17 protein-coding genes and 3 pseudogenes are annotated in these 20,918 nt (G+C 36.6%); 4 read left to right on the top strand and 16 right to left on the bottom strand.

Annotation, left to right across the window (positions count from 1 at the left end):
• Positions 1-3 precede the first annotated feature (3 nt).
• Positions 4-813 (top strand): IS982 family transposase, encoded by an 810-nt coding sequence (locus V3224_RS22420; protein WP_442890886.1) that lies wholly within the window; start codon positions 4-6, stop codon positions 811-813.
• Positions 814-1,229: 416 nt separating this feature from the next.
• Positions 1,230-1,814 carry a gp53-like domain-containing protein gene (locus tag V3224_RS22415; protein WP_334467938.1) on the top strand — a complete coding sequence of 195 codons (585 nt, stop codon included), beginning with the start codon at positions 1,230-1,232 and terminating at the stop codon, positions 1,812-1,814.
• A 10-nt stretch (positions 1,815-1,824) separates the two neighbouring features.
• Here V3224_RS22415 and V3224_RS22410 read toward each other — a convergent pair whose 3' ends face one another.
• Positions 1,825-2,415, bottom strand: a complete 591-nt coding sequence (locus V3224_RS22410; protein ID WP_334472749.1) for a tail fiber protein — start codon at positions 2,413-2,415, stop codon at positions 1,825-1,827.
• Positions 2,416-2,504: 89 nt separating this feature from the next.
• Here V3224_RS22410 and V3224_RS22405 point away from each other — a divergent pair, with 89 nt between their 5' ends.
• The gene (locus V3224_RS22405) at positions 2,505-3,095 is read left to right on the top strand and encodes a recombinase family protein (protein WP_334472748.1); all 591 of its coding nucleotides are present in this window, start codon (positions 2,505-2,507) and stop codon (positions 3,093-3,095) included.
• Between the two features lie 84 nt (positions 3,096-3,179).
• Here V3224_RS22405 and V3224_RS22400 read toward each other — a convergent pair.
• The 4 genes and pseudogenes from V3224_RS22400 to lolC form a co-directional block, all read right to left on the bottom strand.
• A pseudogene (locus tag V3224_RS22400) lies at positions 3,180-3,651 on the bottom strand (Sir2 family NAD-dependent protein deacetylase); the annotation flags it as partial.
• A 92-nt stretch (positions 3,652-3,743) separates the two neighbouring features.
• Positions 3,744-4,991 (bottom strand): lipoprotein-releasing ABC transporter permease subunit LolE, encoded by a 1,248-nt coding sequence (lolE, locus tag V3224_RS22395; protein WP_334472746.1) that lies wholly within the window; start codon positions 4,989-4,991, stop codon positions 3,744-3,746.
• 2 nt (positions 4,992-4,993) lie between these two features.
• The gene (gene lolD / locus V3224_RS22390; RefSeq protein ID WP_334472745.1) at positions 4,994-5,707 is read right to left on the bottom strand and encodes a lipoprotein-releasing ABC transporter ATP-binding protein LolD; all 714 of its coding nucleotides are present in this window, start codon (positions 5,705-5,707) and stop codon (positions 4,994-4,996) included.
• On the bottom strand, positions 5,700-6,902 hold the full coding sequence (gene lolC / locus V3224_RS22385) for a lipoprotein-releasing ABC transporter permease subunit LolC (RefSeq protein WP_334472744.1): 1,203 nt from the start codon (positions 6,900-6,902) through the stop codon (positions 5,700-5,702). Before lolC ends, lolD begins: the two co-directional genes overlap by 8 nt.
• 195 nt (positions 6,903-7,097) lie before the next feature.
• On the opposite strand from lolC, the gene mfd reads away from it, so the two are divergent.
• On the top strand, positions 7,098-10,538 hold the full coding sequence (gene mfd, locus V3224_RS22380) for a transcription-repair coupling factor (protein ID WP_334472743.1): 3,441 nt from the start codon (positions 7,098-7,100) through the stop codon (positions 10,536-10,538).
• Between the two features lie 85 nt (positions 10,539-10,623).
• Here the strand turns inward: mfd and V3224_RS22375 are convergent, their stop codons facing one another.
• From V3224_RS22375 to V3224_RS22320, 11 genes and pseudogenes are all read right to left on the bottom strand, one after another.
• The gene (locus V3224_RS22375; RefSeq protein WP_334472742.1) at positions 10,624-11,928 is read right to left on the bottom strand and encodes an NAD(P)/FAD-dependent oxidoreductase; all 1,305 of its coding nucleotides are present in this window, start codon (positions 11,926-11,928) and stop codon (positions 10,624-10,626) included.
• Between the two features lie 257 nt (positions 11,929-12,185).
• Complete coding sequence (locus V3224_RS22370) at positions 12,186-12,641, bottom strand: hypothetical protein (RefSeq protein WP_334472740.1); 456 nt, start codon at positions 12,639-12,641, stop codon at positions 12,186-12,188.
• Between the two features lie 167 nt (positions 12,642-12,808).
• Entirely contained in the window at positions 12,809-14,140 is a 1,332-nt protein-coding gene (locus V3224_RS22365; protein ID WP_334472738.1) for a hypothetical protein, read from the bottom strand.
• 206 nt (positions 14,141-14,346) lie between these two features.
• Positions 14,347-15,354, bottom strand: a complete 1,008-nt coding sequence (locus V3224_RS22360) for a hypothetical protein (protein WP_334472737.1) — start codon at positions 15,352-15,354, stop codon at positions 14,347-14,349.
• A 51-nt stretch (positions 15,355-15,405) separates the two neighbouring features.
• Positions 15,406-16,122, bottom strand: coding sequence for a hypothetical protein (locus V3224_RS22355; protein WP_334472736.1), 717 nt, complete (start codon positions 16,120-16,122; stop codon positions 15,406-15,408).
• A 2-nt stretch (positions 16,123-16,124) separates the two neighbouring features.
• Positions 16,125-16,415 (bottom strand): annotated as a pseudogene (locus tag V3224_RS22350) (transposase); the annotation flags it as partial.
• Positions 16,416-16,612: 197 nt separating this feature from the next.
• Positions 16,613-17,297 (bottom strand): annotated as a pseudogene (locus V3224_RS22340) (IS701 family transposase); the annotation flags it as partial.
• Between the two features lie 35 nt (positions 17,298-17,332).
• On the bottom strand, positions 17,333-17,674 hold the full coding sequence (locus V3224_RS22335) for a hypothetical protein (protein ID WP_334472730.1): 342 nt from the start codon (positions 17,672-17,674) through the stop codon (positions 17,333-17,335).
• Positions 17,649-18,515 carry a hypothetical protein gene (locus tag V3224_RS22330; RefSeq protein WP_334472729.1) on the bottom strand — a complete coding sequence of 289 codons (867 nt, stop codon included), beginning with the start codon at positions 18,513-18,515 and terminating at the stop codon, positions 17,649-17,651. The genes V3224_RS22335 and V3224_RS22330 overlap by 26 nt, the downstream gene beginning before the upstream one ends.
• Positions 18,516-18,566: 51 nt before the next feature.
• Complete coding sequence (locus V3224_RS22325) at positions 18,567-19,112, bottom strand: hypothetical protein (RefSeq protein WP_334472728.1); 546 nt, start codon at positions 19,110-19,112, stop codon at positions 18,567-18,569.
• Between the two features lie 5 nt (positions 19,113-19,117).
• Complete coding sequence (locus V3224_RS22320) at positions 19,118-20,887, bottom strand: C80 family cysteine peptidase (protein WP_334472727.1); 1,770 nt, start codon at positions 20,885-20,887, stop codon at positions 19,118-19,120.
• Positions 20,888-20,918: the final 31 nt, after the last annotated feature.

Here is a 20,918-nt window from a genome sequence, read left to right as displayed (position 1 = left end):
AAAATGCATGAATATTTGCTGACTAACGGTACTAAGCGTCGTAGACGGTCTACTCAGCTTTCGTTGGCGGAAATGATGACACTGGTTGTGTTGTTTCATCAACTCCGATTCAGGCAATTCAAGGTATTTTATCTCTATTATGTCCGCTTATATCTCCGGAAGGAATTTCCTAACTTGCCATCCTATTCACGCTGTGTAGAGTTACTTCCGCGTAGTGCCTTAGCGTTAACGGCACTGTTTGAGTCAATTAAGGGAAAATGCACGGGGCTATCGGTTGCCGATTCTACTCCGATAGCAGTGTGTGATAACTTACGGATCCGCAGGCATAAAGTCTTCAATGGGATAGCTCAACGGGGAAAAAATTCAACAGGTTGGTTCTTTGGTTTCAAGCTTCATATAATTATCAATCATTTGGGGGAAATACTCAGTTTTCGACTCACACCAGGAAACACCGATGATCGGAAACCATTGCCTGAGCTGACAAAGGATCTTTCTGGTTGTTTGTACGCAGATAAAGGGTATTTATCGGCTTCACTGAAACAGCAACTCAAAACGATGGGAATTAACCTTATAACGAATATCAAGAAGAAAATGAAGCCTATTAAACAGACTTGTTTCGACAAAGCCATCTTGCGTCATCGTTCTGTCATTGAAACGGTATTTGATGAGTTAAAAAATCTTTGTCAAATAGAGCATACGCGACATCGCTCTCCGGCTAATTTTGTAGTGAATTTATTAGGCGGACTGGTTGCATATTGTTTAATGCCATCTAAACCAAAGATACCTGTTGCAGGTACGTATCTTCAAGCATAATTGATTATGCTTATCCCGAACTCAGGTTAAGTATTGTGAATGTAGTTAAGCCACTGTAATTGATCTGTTTTGACGATCGATAACACTTTATTGATCGTCTATATCGCTGATGTTTTATGTTATCCGACAAGAGTTCAGTAGTGAGATTTTGCTGTACATAAAACACCCCAAAATGGATTAAAATTTAATCAAAACCTCGATTTTAGCCCTAAATCGGCATTTTGGCTAAAATTTGAACGGTAAATACAGTGTTTTTTGCCGTGCATTTTCCTCATCAAGCCATCATTTAGGCTTATTTTGTCAGGAAACAGGCGAAATCCTTTTTTACAAAAAACCTTGGTTTAACGGAAACGGTAGATTGTGCAAAAAATGCACTGGATAAACGAACGGGTGGTAGCGTCAATGGCAACCTCCATGTGACCCAATCTGTGCATATCGGCGATAACGATTCAGGATTACGGGCTAATGGCGATGGCAACGTGGCATTTTATGCTAATAATGCAAAAGTAGCTTCCTGGAATAATGATCGATTGCATTGGTTAAAGAGTGTAGAAATTGATGGAACCATCAATACTCATAGCAATTTGCATATCTCATGGGGCGGCAGAACCGCGGTTTATCAAGAAAATGGTGATGTAACTGGCCCTATTTGGGGCGGGGCGTTAAGCAGCTGGCTTAATATGCAGATTAACAATCGAGGAGCAAAAAATACAGCTCACCTCGCTACGAATGGATGGTGGAAATGTGGTGACAGCGGCCTTATCAGACAATGGGGCATCACACCACCACTCAATGCCGGACAGATTTATACGGTATCTTTACCTTGTCCCGTCCCTCATGCCATTTTCTCGGCAAACGCGACGGTAAAATACAAAGGTATTGCTCCCGAGGGCAATTTAGGTACTTATGTCGAAATAGTCGGAAAATCGTTAATTATCAGTGCAGATTATACCAGAACAGGGATTAAAGCGCCGAGAACATGGGAGCTGGTTTGCTACTAACTCAACATTATCAGGCCGCCCTGACAATGTAGTTAAACGCGACATTTCGCGGGCGGGTTTCGCTACCGCCTGCATTAGACGTTGTTTTGTCAATGAATAGAAAAGAATCATTATCTCCATCCGTAGCACGTGAACCTGTATCTGCATTATACCCTACAGGCATTTTTTCTTTATTGTTTGCGTGGCCTAGTGGACCATCATCTTCAACATAATACCTGTCCCGATAACCATGAGCGTGGCGCTCGAGTGATGCAGTTTCAGACGATAAAACCTTACGCCTAGGATTCACGCCTCGCCCAGCATCCCAGCCACGAATAAACTCACCACGTAAATCAGGGAGTTTTCCTGATGGATAGGCGAGTGCTAAAAGCGGGTATTTTTTCTTATCGAATGGCTCACCGTTGCAGATAAACCAACCGGTCGGCGCTCTTTCAGCAGGCCAAGGCAGGGGAATACCTACCGGGATTTCGACACGCAATACTTCGGGTGTAACAGCATGAACATCTGTGGCAGTTAGCTGCACATCCTGAGTGAGAGTTTTGCCGTTAATTTTACGCTGATTGGGTGTGGCATTTTTAGCCAGATTTACCGTTTCTAACAAACCAAGGTTTTATTGAATTCAGAATTTAGCTAAAATTTTAACCAAAACCAGCGATGACAAGGCTTTCAGAGGGAGGATAAGGGGCTAAAATGGCAAAAATAGGCTATATGAGGGTGTCAAAAAATGACCAAAACACCGATTTACAGCGAAAATCACTCATTTGTACAAATTGTGAGCAGATTTTTGAGGATAAAATCAGCGGAAAAACAGATCAGAGACCCGGATTAAAACGCGTGCTAAATGCACTGAAATCGGGTGACACCTTAGTCGTCTGGAAGCTGGATAGACTGGGTCGCAGCATTAAACATTTGATTACTTTAATATCCAAACTGGAAGATGAAGGTATTCATTTTCATAGTTTGACGGATGCCATTGATACCTCTACGTCCGCTGGCCGTTTTTTCTTTCATGTGATGAGTGCGTTGGCACAAATGGAGCGAGAACTGATTGTTGAGCGTACTCAGGCTGGTTTGGCAGCAGCGAGAAGTAGGGGGCGTATTGGCGGTAGACCTCAGTCGCTATCTTTTGCACAGCAACAGGAAGCTCAAAAATTATTGGCGAACGGTCATAGCAGAAAACAGCTTGCATTACTGTATGGTGTTTCATTGACCAGCATCTACAAATATTGTCCCGTTGATCGTACCACTCAAACAGACCAAAGTGCCTCCGATGAAAAATGACAGTGTAATTTCGTTGCACTGATGGAAACAAAAGTAGCCTGCCATTTATCGCACGTTTTGGCTTCAAATATCGCACGCCGCATCACCTGATTGACAGCAGCAAGCTTTTAATAATTCACCATGCATATGAACAATGCGTCTACTACCCGCTTTTTCATGTAAGTTATCGATATTTTGCGTAACTAATAAAAAATTATCACCCAGGAAATGTTCTAATTTTGCTAAAGCATGATGGGCTGCATTGGGTTTTATATCTGCTTGCTGTAATTGATAACGCCGCTGATTGTAAAAACGTTGTACTAATTCTGGATCTCTAACAAAAACCTTCAGGTGTTGCAACATCTTCAACCCGATGTTCTTCCCATAAACCATCCGTTGCGCGAAAAGTGCGAATTCCAGACTCAGCTGAAATCCCGGCGCCGGTTAATACGACAATTTTTTTTGTTTTCATCTTATCAATCAACTGTTTGTCTCGGTAAAAAAGGCAACAACGAAATCTTTGTCGATGTAAGTTTTTCTTTTTACGTAACTTTCTAAGTCGACAATAAAACCGCATCATTGGACAGTATCCTTTTTCATGCTAAACGACCCATTACTTTCAATCAAACCATCGCCTCTTTTAGATAATGACAGCAAAAACAACAACGGTTATTGCCCACTTAAAATTCGCGCCGGATCTATTTTTGTTGCCCGTTTAGCTGGATACCAACTTGCGAGTAAACTTAAAATTAATGTTGTTAACATGACATAAAATACATCGGTAATATGGAGCTCAGAGGGTAAAAAATCGATAAAATAAACATCACCTGATAAAATAGGATGACCAACAATACTTTCTATACATTTAATGATAGTCGTTAAATTTAGTGATATAAAAATCCCGACTAACATACCAATAAAACAACCCACCATTCCCGTTATTAATCCATACCATAAAAAAATAGCACGAATAAAACTATCTTTAGCACCGAGTGTTCTCAACACCGCAATATCGGTGCTTTTATCTTTCACTGTCATTACCAGCGTAGAGACAATATTAAAACAGGCGACACCAATTACCAAAATCATGGCCAGATACATGATGCCACGCACCATTTGAATATCGTTATACATATAACCATAATCCGCTATCCAACTTTTAATAGTGACATAATGGCCAGTATTTATTCCGGCATCGTAAACCACTTTATTGGCAGCAAAAACATCATTCACACTGATCTGAAAACCAGTAACACCATCACCATAGGCTAAATATTGCTGCGCATCTTGCAATGGCACAATTGCCAACTGATGATCTAACATACCATTTAATTTGAATACGCCAATAACCGTGACACTAATTCGATTCGGTTGCTGAATACGTAATTTATCATCATGATTAGGGATCATGATGGTAATATGATCCCCAGGCGAAACTTTTAATGTTTCTGCCACACCTTGACCTAAAATAATTTCGTTATTACCTGGTTTTAATTTTTGCCAGGCATCATTCAAGATAAAATCAGGTAACGAACTAACTGATCGCTCTGACGATAAATCAACACCGGCTACCTGGATCGCCTTCAATGCGTTCCCCTTTTCGAGCAACCCAGTAAAATTAATATAAGGTGATACATCAACAACCCCTGGTGTTTGTCGAACCTTAGCTAAATCAGCTTGCCAATTTAAATAAGGCTGATTGACTGCCGCAATTTGTCCATGAGGGACAACTGAAAGTATGCGATTTTTTAATTCACGTTCAAAACCATTCATTGCGCTTAAGCCAATAATCAACACTGCAACGCCAAGCACAATACCCAGTGTAGAAATAATCGAGATCAGTGAAACCAAACCAGCTCTTTTTTTACCTCGACTAAAACGAAGTGCAATTTTTAACGCACGGGGTAATTCCGCCATAATCATTGCACTCCTATTAAGCCTATTAAGCTCGGATCATCCTGTAAATAGCCATCCCGCATTTCCAGCTGACGAGTTAAACGACCGGCAAGTCGCAAATCATGAGTTACAACTAAAAATGCCGTCCCTTTTTGTCGATTAAGAGCCATTAATAAATCAAAAATGACATCTGCATTGTGTAAGTCCAAATTACCGGTCGGTTCATCCGCCAGTACTAAAGCAGGTTCATTAACAATTGCCCGAGCAATTGCAACTCGCTGCCGCTCACCGCCAGATAATTCAGCGGAGCAATGATTAACTCGATGCGATAAACCTACTGCTGCTAACATCTCATTCGCTTTTTGCTGCGCTTTCACACGTGCCATTCCACCAATTAATAACGGCATCATTACATTTTCCAACGCAGTAAAATCCGGTAATAAATGATGAAATTGATAAATAAACCCCAACTTCTGATTGCGTAGTTCAGCTCGCCCATTGGTAGAAAGTGAGCTAATTTTTTTACCATCAAAAATGACATCACCGTTAGTTGGCGTATCTAATCCACCCAATAAATGCAGTAGCGTACTCTTGCCAGAGCCTGAACTACCCAGAATTGCCATCATTTCACTTTTTTTGATTGAGAAGGATATATTTTTAAGTACATTAGTCGAAATTTTGCCATCTTGATAACATTTACAGAGGTCCTGGCAAACTAATAGCGGAGGATTATTCATAACGTAAAGCCTCTGCAGGTTGAACGGTGGCTGCACGCCAAGATGGATAAAGGGTGGCCAATAATGAGATAGCGATTGAAGATAAAGCGATTAATATAATACGAGCAGGATCAATAGATATCGGTAATTCGATTCCTTTAGCCAACAAACCTAACATAGGCATAATTATATTAAGCTGGCTTGCGATAAATAGACCTAATAATGTTCCAATGATGGTACCAATGATGCCTGCTCCTGCTCCCTGTAACATAAAAATAGCCATAATCTGGCCCCGCTTTAAACCTAATGTTTGCAAAATAGCCACTTCAGACTGTTTTTCCATAACCAATAATGAAAGTGAAGTAACAATATTAAAGGCTGCCACAGCAATAATGAGACTCAATAATAATCCCATCATATTTTTTTCCATTCTCACTGCCTGAAAAAACTCACCCTTTCGTTCGCGCCAATCCTGCCATACCATACCTGCTGGTAACGTCTGTTGACTCAAGCTATCAACGGTTAAAGGAGCCTTAAGATAAAGTCGCCAACCCGTAATATTACCGATCGGATAACGCATTAATCTTGCCGCGTCCTGTTGATTAACCAATAATTCGCTATTATCGGCTTCACCTTCGGTAGCAAAAAAACCGGCTACCGTGAATAAACGCTGGCTGGGTATTCTGCCCATTGGCGTAAGTTGACTAACACCTGGGACAATTAATCTCAATTGATCCCCCCTCTTTAGCTCAAGCTGTTCAGCCAACTTTACGCCTAAAATAACGTGGTAACTACCGGCAGTTAATACTGAAGGATCAACATCTTGCAAATGATTTAACAAAGGCTCGGTTGACTCTTCATCAACACCAATCATGACCGCAACCCCCACATTTTGGCTGCTTTGCAATACAACATCACTCTCTACAATTGGGGCAATGCTTTCGATTCCTTCTAGATAGGTTACATTTTTTGCTGGATATTGATTGGGTTTGAGATTACCTTTAGGTGTCGTTAAAATAGCCTGTGGCATATATGCTAAAATACTCTGCTGCAATGAACGTTCAAAACCATTCATAACAGCAGTGACGGTAATTAATGCCATAACGCCTAATGCAATGCCAATCGTAGATAAACTCGATACGAACCGACCAAATCGGTCGCCTGTTCGTCCACGCATGTAACGTAGACCAATATAAAAGATAACAGACTGAGACATGAAATCCGATATACCTCTGTTGCCAAAGCAAAGTGTTTGGCGATAATAAAGGGTAGCGTCACTGAATGGAACCACCCTAAGCCAAAGTTTTACGATTTTTTATATCTAACTTAACAGATTAGACTATTTTTCGTTTGTTTTAGTGTCAACAAAACAAGTATTACAATTTCTATCAATGAGAATTAATTAATCCTTATGCCGGCAAAATATTATTACCAACTACCCAAAAAGCAAGGTGATACACGCCATTTGGGGTGTCTAATTGGAGCGGCAGCCGCTGTTGAGTGTGCTGATATTGTCGAACGCCATCAGGGTCTTGTCGTTTTGATCACTCAAGATACGCATAATGCCTTAAAATTATGTGATGAAATACAACAATTTTCGCAAAATTCAGTGACAATGCTTTCGGATTGGGAAACACTACCTTATGATAGTTTTTCACCACATCAAGAAATTATTTCTGCGCGCTTAGTCAATCTTTATCGACTACCAACCTTAGCAAAAGGTTTGTTAATTGTTCCGGTTAATACATTAATGCAAAAAGTTTGCCATGCTGATTTCCTAATCAGCAATGCACTGGTCATGCATAAAGGCGACAAGCTCTCACGTGAAAATTTGCGTAACAATCTTGATAAAGTCGGTTACCGACATGTTGAACAAGTACTCGAACATGGTGAATATGCTACTCGTGGAGCGTTACTTGATCTCTTTCCAATGGGCAGCGATAATCCATATCGGATTGACTTTTTTGATGATGAAATTGATAGCTTAAGAACTTTTGATGTTGATAGTCAACTAACTATCAGCGAAGTTGAGCAGATAAATCTACTGCCTGCTCACGAATTCCCAACAGATGATAAAGCTATTGAGTTATTCCGTAGCCAATGGCGTGAACATTTCGACGTACGGCGTGATCCTGAGCATATCTATCAACAAATTAGTAAAAAAATAATGCCAGCGGGAATTGAATATTGGCAACCTCTTTTTTTCAATCAACCACTATCTTCTTTATTTGACTACTTGCCTGCTAATACTTTATTGATCACGCAAGATTTAGCAGCGGCGGCTAATAGATTTTGGGCTGACACTTATCAGCGCTATGAGAGCCGAAATGTTGATCCCATGCGTCCGCTACTACCGCCTGATACACTTTGGCTAAATAGCGAGCAACTTAATCACGCCCTTAAAACTTGGCCACGTATCAAAATTTCAGTTGAGCCGGTCGGTCAAAAAGCAGGCAACACTAACCTGCCCTACCTAGCTTTACCTGATTTAAGTATCAGCCAACAAAATAAAGCCCCACTTGATAAACTGGAGCAGTTCAGCAAAAATTTTGCTGGCCGAATTATTTTTTCTGCAGAAAGTGACGGACGGCGTGAAACTGTACTAGAGCTATTAGCACGGATAAAAATCAATCCTATTAAGATTAAAATGCTGCATGAAGCCAATAATACAGGATTTTATATCACCATGGGGGCAGCTGAGCAGGGTTTTACTAATCAGGATCAACAAATAGCTCTTATTTGTGAAAGCGATATTTTAGGTAAACGGGTTATTCAACGTCATACTGAACAACGTAAACCAATTAATACCGATTTATTGATCCGTAATCTGGCAGAGTTACGCCCCGGACAACCAGTTGTTCACCTTGAACATGGGGTTGGACGTTATCAAGGTTTAACCACTTTAGCCGCAGGAGGTATTCAAGCTGAGTACTTAATGCTGACTTATGCAGGCAATGATAAACTTTATGTTCCGGTTTCATCGCTAAATTTAATTAGCCGTTATAGTGGCGGCGGTGATGAAAGTGCACCACTAGATAAATTAGGTGCTGATGTTTGGACTAAAGCGAAACAAAAAGCAGCTGAAAAAATTCGTGATGTGGCGGCAGAACTGTTAGATTTTCATGCTCAGCGTAGCATAAAGCCAGGTTTTGCTTTCAAGCACGATAAAATGCAATATCAGCTTTTTTGCCAAGGTTTTCCCTTCGAAACAACCGTTGATCAAGAACAGGCAATTAATGCCGTTTTAAGCGATATGTGTCAACCTATTGCCATGGATCGCTTAGTTTGTGGTGATGTCGGCTTTGGTAAAACCGAAGTAGCGATACGAGCAGCATTCCTAGCAATAACCAATAATCAACAAGTTGCCGTGTTGGTACCTACAACGCTATTGGCGCAACAACACTTCGATAATTTTCGCGACCGTTTTGCAAACTGGCCAGTACGGATTGAAATGCTGTCACGCTTTCGTAGTAACAAAGAGCAGCAACAGATTATCAACGCAGCGGCTGAAGGAAAAGTGGATATCTTAATTGGTACCCATAAATTACTGCAAAATGATATTCGTTGGAAAACACTTGGGTTATTAATTGTTGATGAAGAGCATCGCTTCGGTGTTCGCCATAAAGAATTAATTAAATCGATGCGAGCTAATGTTAATATTCTAACATTAACGGCAACACCTATTCCTAGAACCCTTAATATGGCAATGAGTGGCATGCGTGATCTGTCGATTATTGCCACTCCGCCTTCTCGTCGATTATCGGTTAAAACCTTTGTTCGTCAATATGATGATTTAATTGTGCGGGAAGCAATTTTGCGTGAAATATTACGGGGTGGACAAGTTTACTATCTGTTTAATGATGTAAAATATATTGAGAAAGCCAAAGAGCGTTTAGAGTCGCTGGTACCTGAAGCGCGTTTTGTAATTGGCCATGGTCAAATGCGCGAAAGAGAGCTGGAGCGGGTAATGACGGATTTCCATCGACAACGGTTCAATGTATTAATTTGCACCACCATTATTGAAACCGGAATCGATATTCCTACCGCTAATACTATTATTATTGAACGGGCAGATCATTTTGGTTTAGCGCAATTACATCAACTGCGTGGCAGAGTTGGCCGCTCTTATCATCAAGCTTATGCTTATCTTTTAACACCACACCCGAAAGCTATGACGGGTGACGCGCAAAAACGGCTTGAAGCGATCGCAGCACTAGAAGATCTTGGCGCTGGCTTTGCATTGGCTACCCATGATCTAGAAATTCGCGGGGCTGGCGAGTTGCTCGGTGAAGAACAAAGCGGACAGATGACCACCATCGGATTTACACTTTATATGGAACTGCTAGAAAACGCCGTTGAGACTTTAAAGCAAGGCAAGGAACCTTCTTTAGAACAACTTACCGGCCAACAGACTGAAATTGAGTTAAGAATGCCGGTACTACTGCCGGATGACTATATTCCCGACGTAAATCTCCGATTATCGTTTTATAAAAGGATTGCCAGCGCCAAAAATGACAATGAGCTGGATGAGTTAAAAATTGAACTTATTGATCGTTTTGGTAGCCTGCCTGATGCAGGCAAGCAGTTACTACAATCTACTGCCATCCGGATGCATGCACAAGCATTAGGCATTAAACGAATAGAAGCTCATGAAAAAGGCGGATTTATTGAATTTAGTGAACAAAATAAAGTAAGCGCGAATTTTCTTATCGCGTTACTGCAAAACTCAGCTGATATTTATCGGCTGGATGGGCCTAATAAATTGAAATTTGTTAAACCACTAATCAATTATGCTGAAAGGCTCACTTTCGTCAAACAATTAATAACTGATTTTCAGTCACACCAAGTATAAATTAACCCATCGCTTCTTATTTTGATTACAGTAAGAAGCGATGGTTAATATCAAATTTGCTATTATTAATGCTGATCGGCATAAATTAATGTAATTTTAATCTAGGTCGAATAATACGATTAATTCTACCCACTAACATCATCAATCCGGTTTTAATATAACCATGTAACGCTATTTGATGCATACGATAAAGTGAAATATAGACGATACGAGCGATTTTCCCTTCAACCATCATATCACCGCGCACTAAATTTCCCATTAGGCTGCCAACCGTACTAAAACGAGACAATGAGACTAAAGAACCATGATCTTTATAAACATACTCTTGCAACGCTTTATGATCGAGTAATGCCAGGATATTTTTATAACACAAAGTGGCCATTTGATGTGCAGCTTGGGCGCGAGGAGGCACAAATCCACCCTCTTTTTTAGGGCAAGATGCGCAATCACCAATAGCGAAAATAGCATTATCTAGCGTCGTTTGTAGTGTTGATTTAACGACTAATTGGTTAATTCGATTAGTTTCTAAGCCACCAATTTGGTGCATAAAATCAGGTGCTTTAATACCCGCAGCCCAAACCATAAGATCGGCGTTAATTTTTTCTCCCGATTTAGTGTTAAGGCCATCTCTATCCGCACTAGTTACCATGGTCTGTGTTAAAACACGAACACCTAATTTGGTTAATTCATGATGTGCAGCTGTTGAGATCCGTACCGGTAATGCCGGTAAAATACGTTCTCCCGCCTCAACCAGGGTTACATTAAGCGCTTCCTTATCCAAGCCTTCAAAACCATAACTGGTTAATTGCTCGATAGCATTATAGAGTTCAGCAGAAAGTTCCACCCCAGTTGCGCCACCACCAACAATGGCGATATTAATCTTATCATCCGGTTTATGTCGCACCGAATAACTGAGAAATAAATTTAACATTTCGTCATGAAAACGATGTGCTTGCTGTGGGTTATCCAGAAAAATACAATGATCTTTTACGCCGGCGGTACCAAAATCATTAGACACACTGCCTAACGCCATCACTAAAATATCAAAATTTAATTGCCGCTCAGGAACTAATAATTGGCCTTCCTTATCATGTATCTCTGCAAGCGTAATGGTTTTATTTTCACGATTAATATTTGTCAAACAACCTAATTGAAAATGAAAATAGTGATTACGGGCATGCGCCAAATAACTCAGAGCATCTACTCCATCATCTAAAGAGCCGGTCGCAACTTCATGCAGTAAAGGTTTCCATAAATGGCTTTGATTACGATCAACTAATATAATCTCAGCTTTATTCTTGCGTCCTAATTTATGCCCCAACTTGGTTGCAAGTTCTAATCCTCCTGCCCCACCACCGACAATGATAATCTTGGTTTTTGGCGTCATCATAACTACCCTATCCTAAAATAATTTTTTGTTATTTAAATAAATTTAACAATTAGCTTCAAATAGCATAATTTTTCAAAAAAAGTTTATCTTGCCAACAGAATAACATAGTTGATTATTTGCTCATACCTAAATTAATTAAAATCAATTTAGCTGGTTATTTTTACATCATTACAATTAATAATGAGTGAAACAAAATACTGCGACTATTTACAATAACCAAAACTCACTATCTAATTTCTATTTATTAATAATAGTGTTTATAGGGTTGTCGCAACACTAAAATCTGCCTCAACATTAAAGGTAGATAGATAAGTGATTAAATCGATACTGCTATTTTCGCTTTTATTGTCAAACGCAGCCATGAAATCAATTAAACCATTAATTTGTTCATTATTAAGCGGTTCATTAAGTCCAATTCCAGCTTTAACAGTAATATTTTGTTGCTCATAATCTTCAATCAATATGCCAGATAAACTATCCGAAGAGAGGTATGAGCGATTGCCGTTATGATCAACAATCTGATAATCAGCGATCTTTTTATCCTGCAAAATAATGGTATCTTTGCCACCACTGTTAATAATTTTAATATGGCCATTAAGCTGATTAATGAAAATAATATTGTTACCTTTTCCTCCCTTAATAATATGCTCCCTTTGACTAATATCGGTGACAATATCATTACCATCACCGGCATCAAGTAATTTTTCATTCACACGAGTTTCGCACCAATAAAAAAACGCTCTATTTTTAAGTTTAATTCAGCATAATATATAAATAGATAAAACCTTATAAATCAAATACAACTTATTGTAATTTAAGAAAATTCATGTGTTTTAGTAACTTGCAGATTGATCATTGCTTTTAAGCCATTTCTAGAATTTTATATGCCTGTGCGAAACTCGTGATTCAGACGATAATCTAATGGCAACACAATAATATCATCTTGTTCTGTTGCCATTTGAATAGGATCCAATGGCTTAATAAAGTTGCCCTGTTCAGACAAAATTATATTAAATTTTTGCTGATTTTTATCCTGAATTAGAATATTTATTGATGCTAACTGCTGCCAATTTACAAATTTTATTCTGGCTATATCATTTTTTTTATCTTTATGTACCAGCTCATTATTTTCAAAGAAAAAGTCATACCCACTATATTCAGCTAAATAAATAATCAATCTATCATTTTCAGTATAAAGCTCACTTACTGCGCCATAATCAAAAGTAATATAAATAGCCACTAAATTAGGAATTGACATATCATTAATATAATAATGATCTATACCTTTTGTCAGATGGAAATAGCTATTACTTTTTATATTATAAAAGTGGTTATCAAATTGATCGCCAGAAAACTTTGTTTCCACTGCCTCTAATGCGGTTTTCATTGGTCTAATATTATTTGGTAAGTAATATGTTCTTTTATATGTCTCAAGGGTATTTTCTCGCAGATCAATACCAACATAATAAGATCTGGCCGCACTGACATGACGTTCAAACTTTCTAACATGCATAATCTCAAATAAAACATCTTGATAAGAGGTGGAGTCCAACAATTGAGATAAATAAGGGGTTAATAAAAACCCATCCTGAGTAAGTATATTATATTGATGAGTTAAAAAACGTTTGCCATCACCATGATAATTATAGGCATTCTTTAGTTTTATTTGAATAACACTTTTTGCTGTCTTATTCAGCTCAGATGAAGCATCTATTTCAATTTTCAGAATAATATCACTGTTAATTAATTCAAATGATTTTATTTCATCTAACTGATACTCCAGTCCGATAATAGATTCATCACTGTTGCTCATTTCATCTATTACTACATATGAATTATAATTAAACAGTCGATTAAATTTAAATCGCTGCTTTTGTGAGCTGGGATTGATAAAAATTTGCTGTTCTGGATGCCACTGATTAAAAAAGCGATAGTCAGGTAAGATTTTTATATGATCGGTCCAATTATAATGTTGAATAACATACCGATCAACGCCATTACCGCCGTTAGCATAGCCCTTTGTTAATAAAAGGGTATCATTACCGTCCTTACCATATAAAATTACATGCCCATTGCCACCTGCTAAAATATTATCTTTAGCATTACCAATGATAATATTATGTGCTGTATTCGGCCCACTGACATTTTCTAAATTATTAATAGATGCAACAAGTTGTGAAGTATTGTTACTACTACTAACAAAACTTGTCATTCTATGATGAGAATAGTCAAAAGGGCGAAAAGGTCGCGTTAAATATTTTACGGTACTATTTTCTAAATCAATATAACAACCGCGAAAACTGGTATTGTTATGTTTATTATAAATAGAAAAATCTGGCTCTATAAGACCAATATTTTGTTGAATAGGTAATGTATTAATAATAATACTATCATTACCATCTTTACCGTAAAGATATTTTATTTTACTAATTTCAAATTGCTTATTATTAAAGATAAAAATATCATCGCTATTACCCCCAATAAATATTTTTTACCATCATATATTTCAAATCGGTTGGCTACTTCCTTCAATCCAATAATAATATCATCGCCATTACCTGTATTAAAACTTATGCCAGAAATATAAGCCTTGTTATAGGTATTTCTAAAAAAACTTTCAGCATAATCATAGGAATGTGTTAATCTAGGCCACAATGATGTTGTATAAATGACCATTGATTTTTGACTATCCGATGCAAACAATTTATACCTATTAGAATAATTATCTGTAAAGTCTAAAAATATATTATCTGAATTTTCCTCTAATAAAATCGTATCATTAGTTGCTATTTGTGAATGTGGAATATATTCTTTAATTTTGACATGTTCAGTATCATCGCGATCTGGAAATTGCTGTAAAATTAATCTGATTTCCTGTTCGGAAAAGCGTCTTTTATACTGCTCTATCTCATGATTAATAGATTCATTTATCCATAAGGTGATGGTTGAATTTGAAAATATATTGAGATGTTTTGCTATCATATGATGTTCAATATCTTGATAGACCAGATAGTTATTTGTCTGTTTATCTATTAAATGAAAATAAGGTAACTCTTCTGCTTGCTGCATTTCTTCAATATAAACATGTAAAGTATAACCAAATGGTTGTAATTGAAATTGATTGCGTTGTTTTTCAAATAACGCTTGTTTAAAACTATCTGCTACCTGAAATTGCTGTAATTTATTTTGTATCGCATAAGTTAGATTCAGTCCCAAAGCCGCTCTTAGACCAGTTTCAAATTCTTCTCCTGAAGTTAATTCAATTTTTTCTTTAATTTTTGCTACTGTTCGTACTGCATTATAGGCCATTCCCCCCAACATTAAACCGGCACCAAACGCAATACCAATCGGCCCTGCTGCTGCTGAACCAGCAAAAATAGCCAATGCGGTACCAAGTCCGACACCCGCTCCCAGTACAGATAACATGCCATTAATAATCAGATCTTGACGTATAGCAGGATCTTGTTCTGTCTTTAGTTAGCTAAAACTATCATAAGCATAATAAATATCAAATCCCGCCGCCATCGCATTTAAAAAAATGACCGCCCGTCCAGTAAACGTACCTGCCACTCGATAAGAGCCAGTTATTTTATAAGCGCTTTTTAATAACAGCGGTTGCAAAATATCAGTGCTAAAATTAGCTGCCGCAGCACTCCAAGCAATGGCGATATTTTTACCTATTTCAGCCCGCTGCTGATCATTCAATTCTGTAGACTGTTGCTCTGCTAACATGGTGTGGGTAGAGTTAATCAATTGAAACAGACCAATAGCCTGCGTACCATAACCAATTTTATTCATCATGCGAGCATAACGAGGCAATTTGACACTATTTTGCCGTAAACGTGGCCAAAGAGTCTTATCTGGGTTATGTTCAATAGCGGATAATCTTTCTAATAATAGTGCTGATGAAACCAGATCCTGTTCATTAGTTAACAATTGACTCTTTGATAGGACTCGACTTAATTGTTGGTTAATTACGCTCACCAGCTTTAAATTCTCCTGCGAACCATTCGCAAAAGTTAAATAATCATTAAGTTGCTGAACATCGAATGTGAATTTATTGGTATTGTTAGTTAATAATCTGGCGGATTGCGCTGTCACAGGTTGATTATCAACCTGTGCACCGGCTTGTTGTAAGGTTGCTAATTGAATATGGGTAGCGCCAGTTTTTACTATTACACGAGTTTCGCACAAAACTAATTTGGGTACGCTAATAAAACACGGATTTGCTCAGTAATAGCACTTTTGATTACGTCCCAATTTTGTTGATAAAGGGTTATTTTTTCAGATATACGACGTTTATGTTGTTCAAACCACGCAGAAATAGCGAGAAAAATATGATTTCTTTGCGCTCGGCTCGTGCGAGCCTGACAGCGTTCAATACCACAGTTTTGTTTAACTTCTCGATGATAAACTTCAACAGACCAACGGGCATCCATGATAGATTTGAGGTATTGACGGGTGTGATTCTCTTTGTTTGTTACTATGTCACGAGTTTCGCACAGGCCTATAAAATTCTAGAAATGGCTTGAAAGTAATGATTAATCTGCAAGTTACTGAAATGCATAAATTCACTTAATTTACAATAAGTTATATTTAATTTATAAGGTTTTATCTATTTACATATTATGCTGAATTAAACTTAAAAATAGAGCGTTTTTTTATTGGTGCGAAACTCGTGTATGTAATCAATACGGCCGTTTTTGGCTGTAAATTTGAAAACGGTTACCCAACCATATCCTCGCAAGTGTATTGACGTTCCTTCTTCTGAGATGTCTAACTTGTTCAGTTGTTTGTTATGGTTAACAATCCTATTTTTCCTCAGCGTGGTTACCCAGATCCAACCATGAGAGCGAATTGATTTCAGGTTATCCAGGCTAGAATACCAAGCATCCATCACTACGGCTTCTGGCATGATCCCTCTTTTTTTTAGCAAGAGTGAGCATTTCGGAAAAGTGCGTGTTTTTTGTTTTTCCATCAGAATCTTTATCATAAATACGATAATTGATAGGAATTGATTCAACCTTCGTCAGATCATGCCAAAGCAAATTAACTAAACCTATGCCAGCAATAACCTCATGTTCATTACCTGAATATTGATAATGGACCATCTCTATTTTTTTACTACGTGTTTTGGCAATCAATGTATCATCGGCAATTAGTACGCAAGGGCTTTTTTTGTCTATAGAAGGTTCAACTAATCGCCATAGGTCTTTAGGTCTAAAACATCTACTTTTTAGCCATCGGCTAACAGTGTCATGAGATAAAGGCGATGGGCTTACTTCTGATAACGCTAAACCAGAGTATCTTAAACTGCTTACTTGTAAGAATGTTTTATAGATATCTTTAATACATGGATAACCCGACAAAATATGAATACCCTGATTTTTTCTTGTTTTTAAATTTATACTTCTTTTTTGAGATTGCGAAACTCGTGTATTAATGAACGAGCAATAACCTCGGATTTATCAGGCAACTGCGTAATTAGTGAACTAATTTTAGTTTTTATCTCCTGAGTAACCTCAAGACGATAAATATCAAATTTAAATTGACCTTCAGCAGTTTTTTCTATGCCGATTTCAGCAGCTCTGGTGGTTTTATTTTTTACAATAAAATTTTTCGGCAAATCTACCGTTAAATAATCAGTTAATCCTCTAAATATTGCAGCTGAAAGATCCAGCTTATTTTGCCCACTAAATACAATTTCTCCACCTTTTGCATCAAATAACGCATAATTGATAACCATCAGTTTGCTGAGTAATTACTACAGTGAATACCGAATTACCCGCTTTTAATTGGTAACTGCCTATTTCCGCCACCGATAACCACTGTTCAAGGGATTGTGTAGTTAGCAATTGAGTTATATTACCAACCATATCTTGTCGTTTAATATATTGGAAAACCTGCTCGAATTGCTGCAAAAAATAGCGTTCTTCGGTAGAAAGTGTATTTATCAAACGTTGTTCATGTAATTTACGATGATATACCAGTAATTGATGAATATTATCATTAGCATCAACCGGAAAGCTGCTATACATTATGCCTAAAGTCGCCTCGATATTAGCGGCAAAAATATTACTGTCATGTAATAAAAAAGCGTGTGAAAATAATCTCATTTGTCCATCAATATCAGCTCTACGACTAATATTCTGTTTTAATTGGCTAAAATTGATAAATAAACGACGATGCCAGTGATCACTTTTCTCTAATGCAGAGCGTAAAGCTAATCCTTCAAGCCCACTTTCGGCAGAAAGTCCTATCAAATCACTTAATGAGGTTTGTAAACGTATATATTCTGGATAATTAGCCACTAAAGATAAGATTTTTCCCTCATGCACTTCATTTATGCCTAAAGAAAAATACTGCTTTAATATCCAACGTGACTGATCACTTAAATTATGCAACACACTTTGATCACAATATATTGCATCCAGTAATGAAGATAATTCATGCGCTTGCTGCCATAAGGGTAATTGTGTATCTTTACTAAAAATTAACTGCCAATCAGCCATTGCATTAGTAGAAATATGCTGATTTTGCTTAAAATAATTATTCACTTTTTTACTAATAATAGGATCATAAACCACTTGTTGTAGTTTATTAATATCAATACCGTTTCGCTCATTAACGAAGTAGTTTTATAAATAAAAAGAATATTCTGACACTGCCTGCCAAACAAGCACCTCTTTCAATGCAATACTCATTAATAAGGATTGAGTAATAGGAATACCATTTAACAAAATTTGTTTTGTGACAGAGTCATAACGACAGTTAATAAAACTAGCATTATGATTTAATAAATTCTCATTCACCAAAAAACCTTTACGCTGGGTATAAAATGTTATTATTGTATCAATACCGATAGCAGAAAGCTGTTTTGCAACCCCAGATGCAATCCAATCAGCATTATAAGGACTAGCATTTTGCCCCATAGTGGTAGTGCTAATAATGCAGACTTCCTGTGGGTTATCCAGCACAAATTGTTCTTTTATGGCTAATAAAGCTTTTACCAACAATTGTGAATTCAAGCCACTAAATTTTTCTCCTGATGGTGAAACATAACCTAATAAAAACCAGGCTTGCTCACCTTTTTGCTGAAAATCAGCTAATTTTCCATATTCAATAAAATATTTTTTTCGATTAGTATCAATCTGAATAATTAAAGTATTATTTGGATCTAGCATCGCGATCAATTCAGCTTGCTGACGAGCCTTATCATCGCCAGAAAACCGCAATATAATATTTTTTTTGATACTGCCGGTAAATGGCTATTATTTTCAATAATAAAATTTGCATTAACTTTACGCCAAACAGGAACGTCAGTTATCTGTTTTGTAATTATTCTATTTAGCAGGATTTGATTATCAAAAATAAGATTATTGTTAATAATTTCATGATAATATGATTTAAAAATGTTATAAGCTTCATTTTCATAACTGACTAATTTTATTAAATCAATATTTAAATTACCTTGATAATCTGAAAAATATTTTTTTAAATAAATTTCATTTTCTGATAATATAGAATTTGCTGAATCATTTAAAATTGAAAAAATATAATCTTGGCCATTGATATAAATAGTATTTGACAACTGATGATATTGATATGTTTTCTTATATGATGCCATATTTTTAGTATTACTTTCCAAAAATCCAATTTTTGTTATTCTATGACCTGAATCAGAAATATAAACATTTTTTGTATAAGCAGAAGTTGCTGCATCAAATTGCTGATCCCACAATGCGCGGCTTAGCTTAAGCGCGTTATCTTCTATAATATTATCACTTGCAAGCTTACAGCCGACAAAAACGATTTTTTTGGGCTCATGGTGATCAAATACAGTTTGTTTTAATTTTCTTAAACTCTGGGCAAAAACAGCCGGCTCTATACGGTTAAAGTATGAACCATGAGCAACAATCAGCCAACGTACATTACCCTGTTTCCCCATCTCTGTAGAATTATACCTAACGCTATACTGATTACTTCTTATATCAAAATAAACAATCGTTGTTTGAGTTGGGTGCTTATTTTTTAATTTTGTTACCGCATCAGCGACAGTAATATCATCTTGAATTTGGATAATAACAGTATGTTGTCTACTTAATGCTGAATCAGCTAATAATTGGCTGTCGCCAGTTACATGGCTATTTTGGTCATTCGTGTTGCCATGTTCGACAAAAATAAAATCATCTACTTTTTTGATTAAATAAGGCGATTTTTTCTGATTTTTGATTTCAGATAAATGATCAGGAATGGTATCAATATCATAATATGAAATAATATTTTGTTCAGATTCGATTAATGTCAATATTTTATCTGAATTTAATATTTCTTGATACTCTTCATGAATGATATTTAATATTTTATCAACGGATAATTGATTAATAATAACATTTTTTATAACTTTTTCATTATTATGCAAGTAACTTAATTTAACTAATACTAATTGATTATAAAAATCAACATTAACAAACTCTATACTAACATTATAGAGTAAATTTTCATTAACAATAAATAATCTTGTTATTTTTTGTTGATCTTCAAAAATTATTTTTGTTGCGGTTATCGCTATATCTTGTTGCTTAATACTTAAATCAATTAATTGCTGTTTAATATCATCACTATTTTTATAAGCAGCTATCATTAATTTATAATTACCATTTTCATTTTTAGGTATTTTATAAGCTTGTTCATGTTCTTTTAAATAGGACAGCAAAAATAATCTAAATTTTTCTTTATTATCAAAATTAAATATACCGATATTACTATCAAAAAAAGTATAATTAACTGCCTGACAATTATTTTCTATCGAAAATATCATCATATGATTGCCAGTAAATAACTCAAAATATTTAGCATTATATTTTACTGGTTGATTAAGATAATTAGAAAAAAAAGAATCAATTCCTAAAAGATAATAATGGCGATCATGAGTTTGTTTAAATAAAACTGTTTGCATACCATTGTCTAATGTGAATTTAATACTATCA

The sequence above is a fragment of the Arsenophonus sp. PmNCSU2021_1 genome (assembly GCF_036919435.1).
Taxonomy (GTDB): Bacteria; Pseudomonadota; Gammaproteobacteria; order Enterobacterales; family Enterobacteriaceae; genus Arsenophonus; species Arsenophonus nilaparvatae.
Note: the sequence above shows the minus strand (reverse complement) of the source record. Positions and strands in the feature narration are given on the sequence as shown.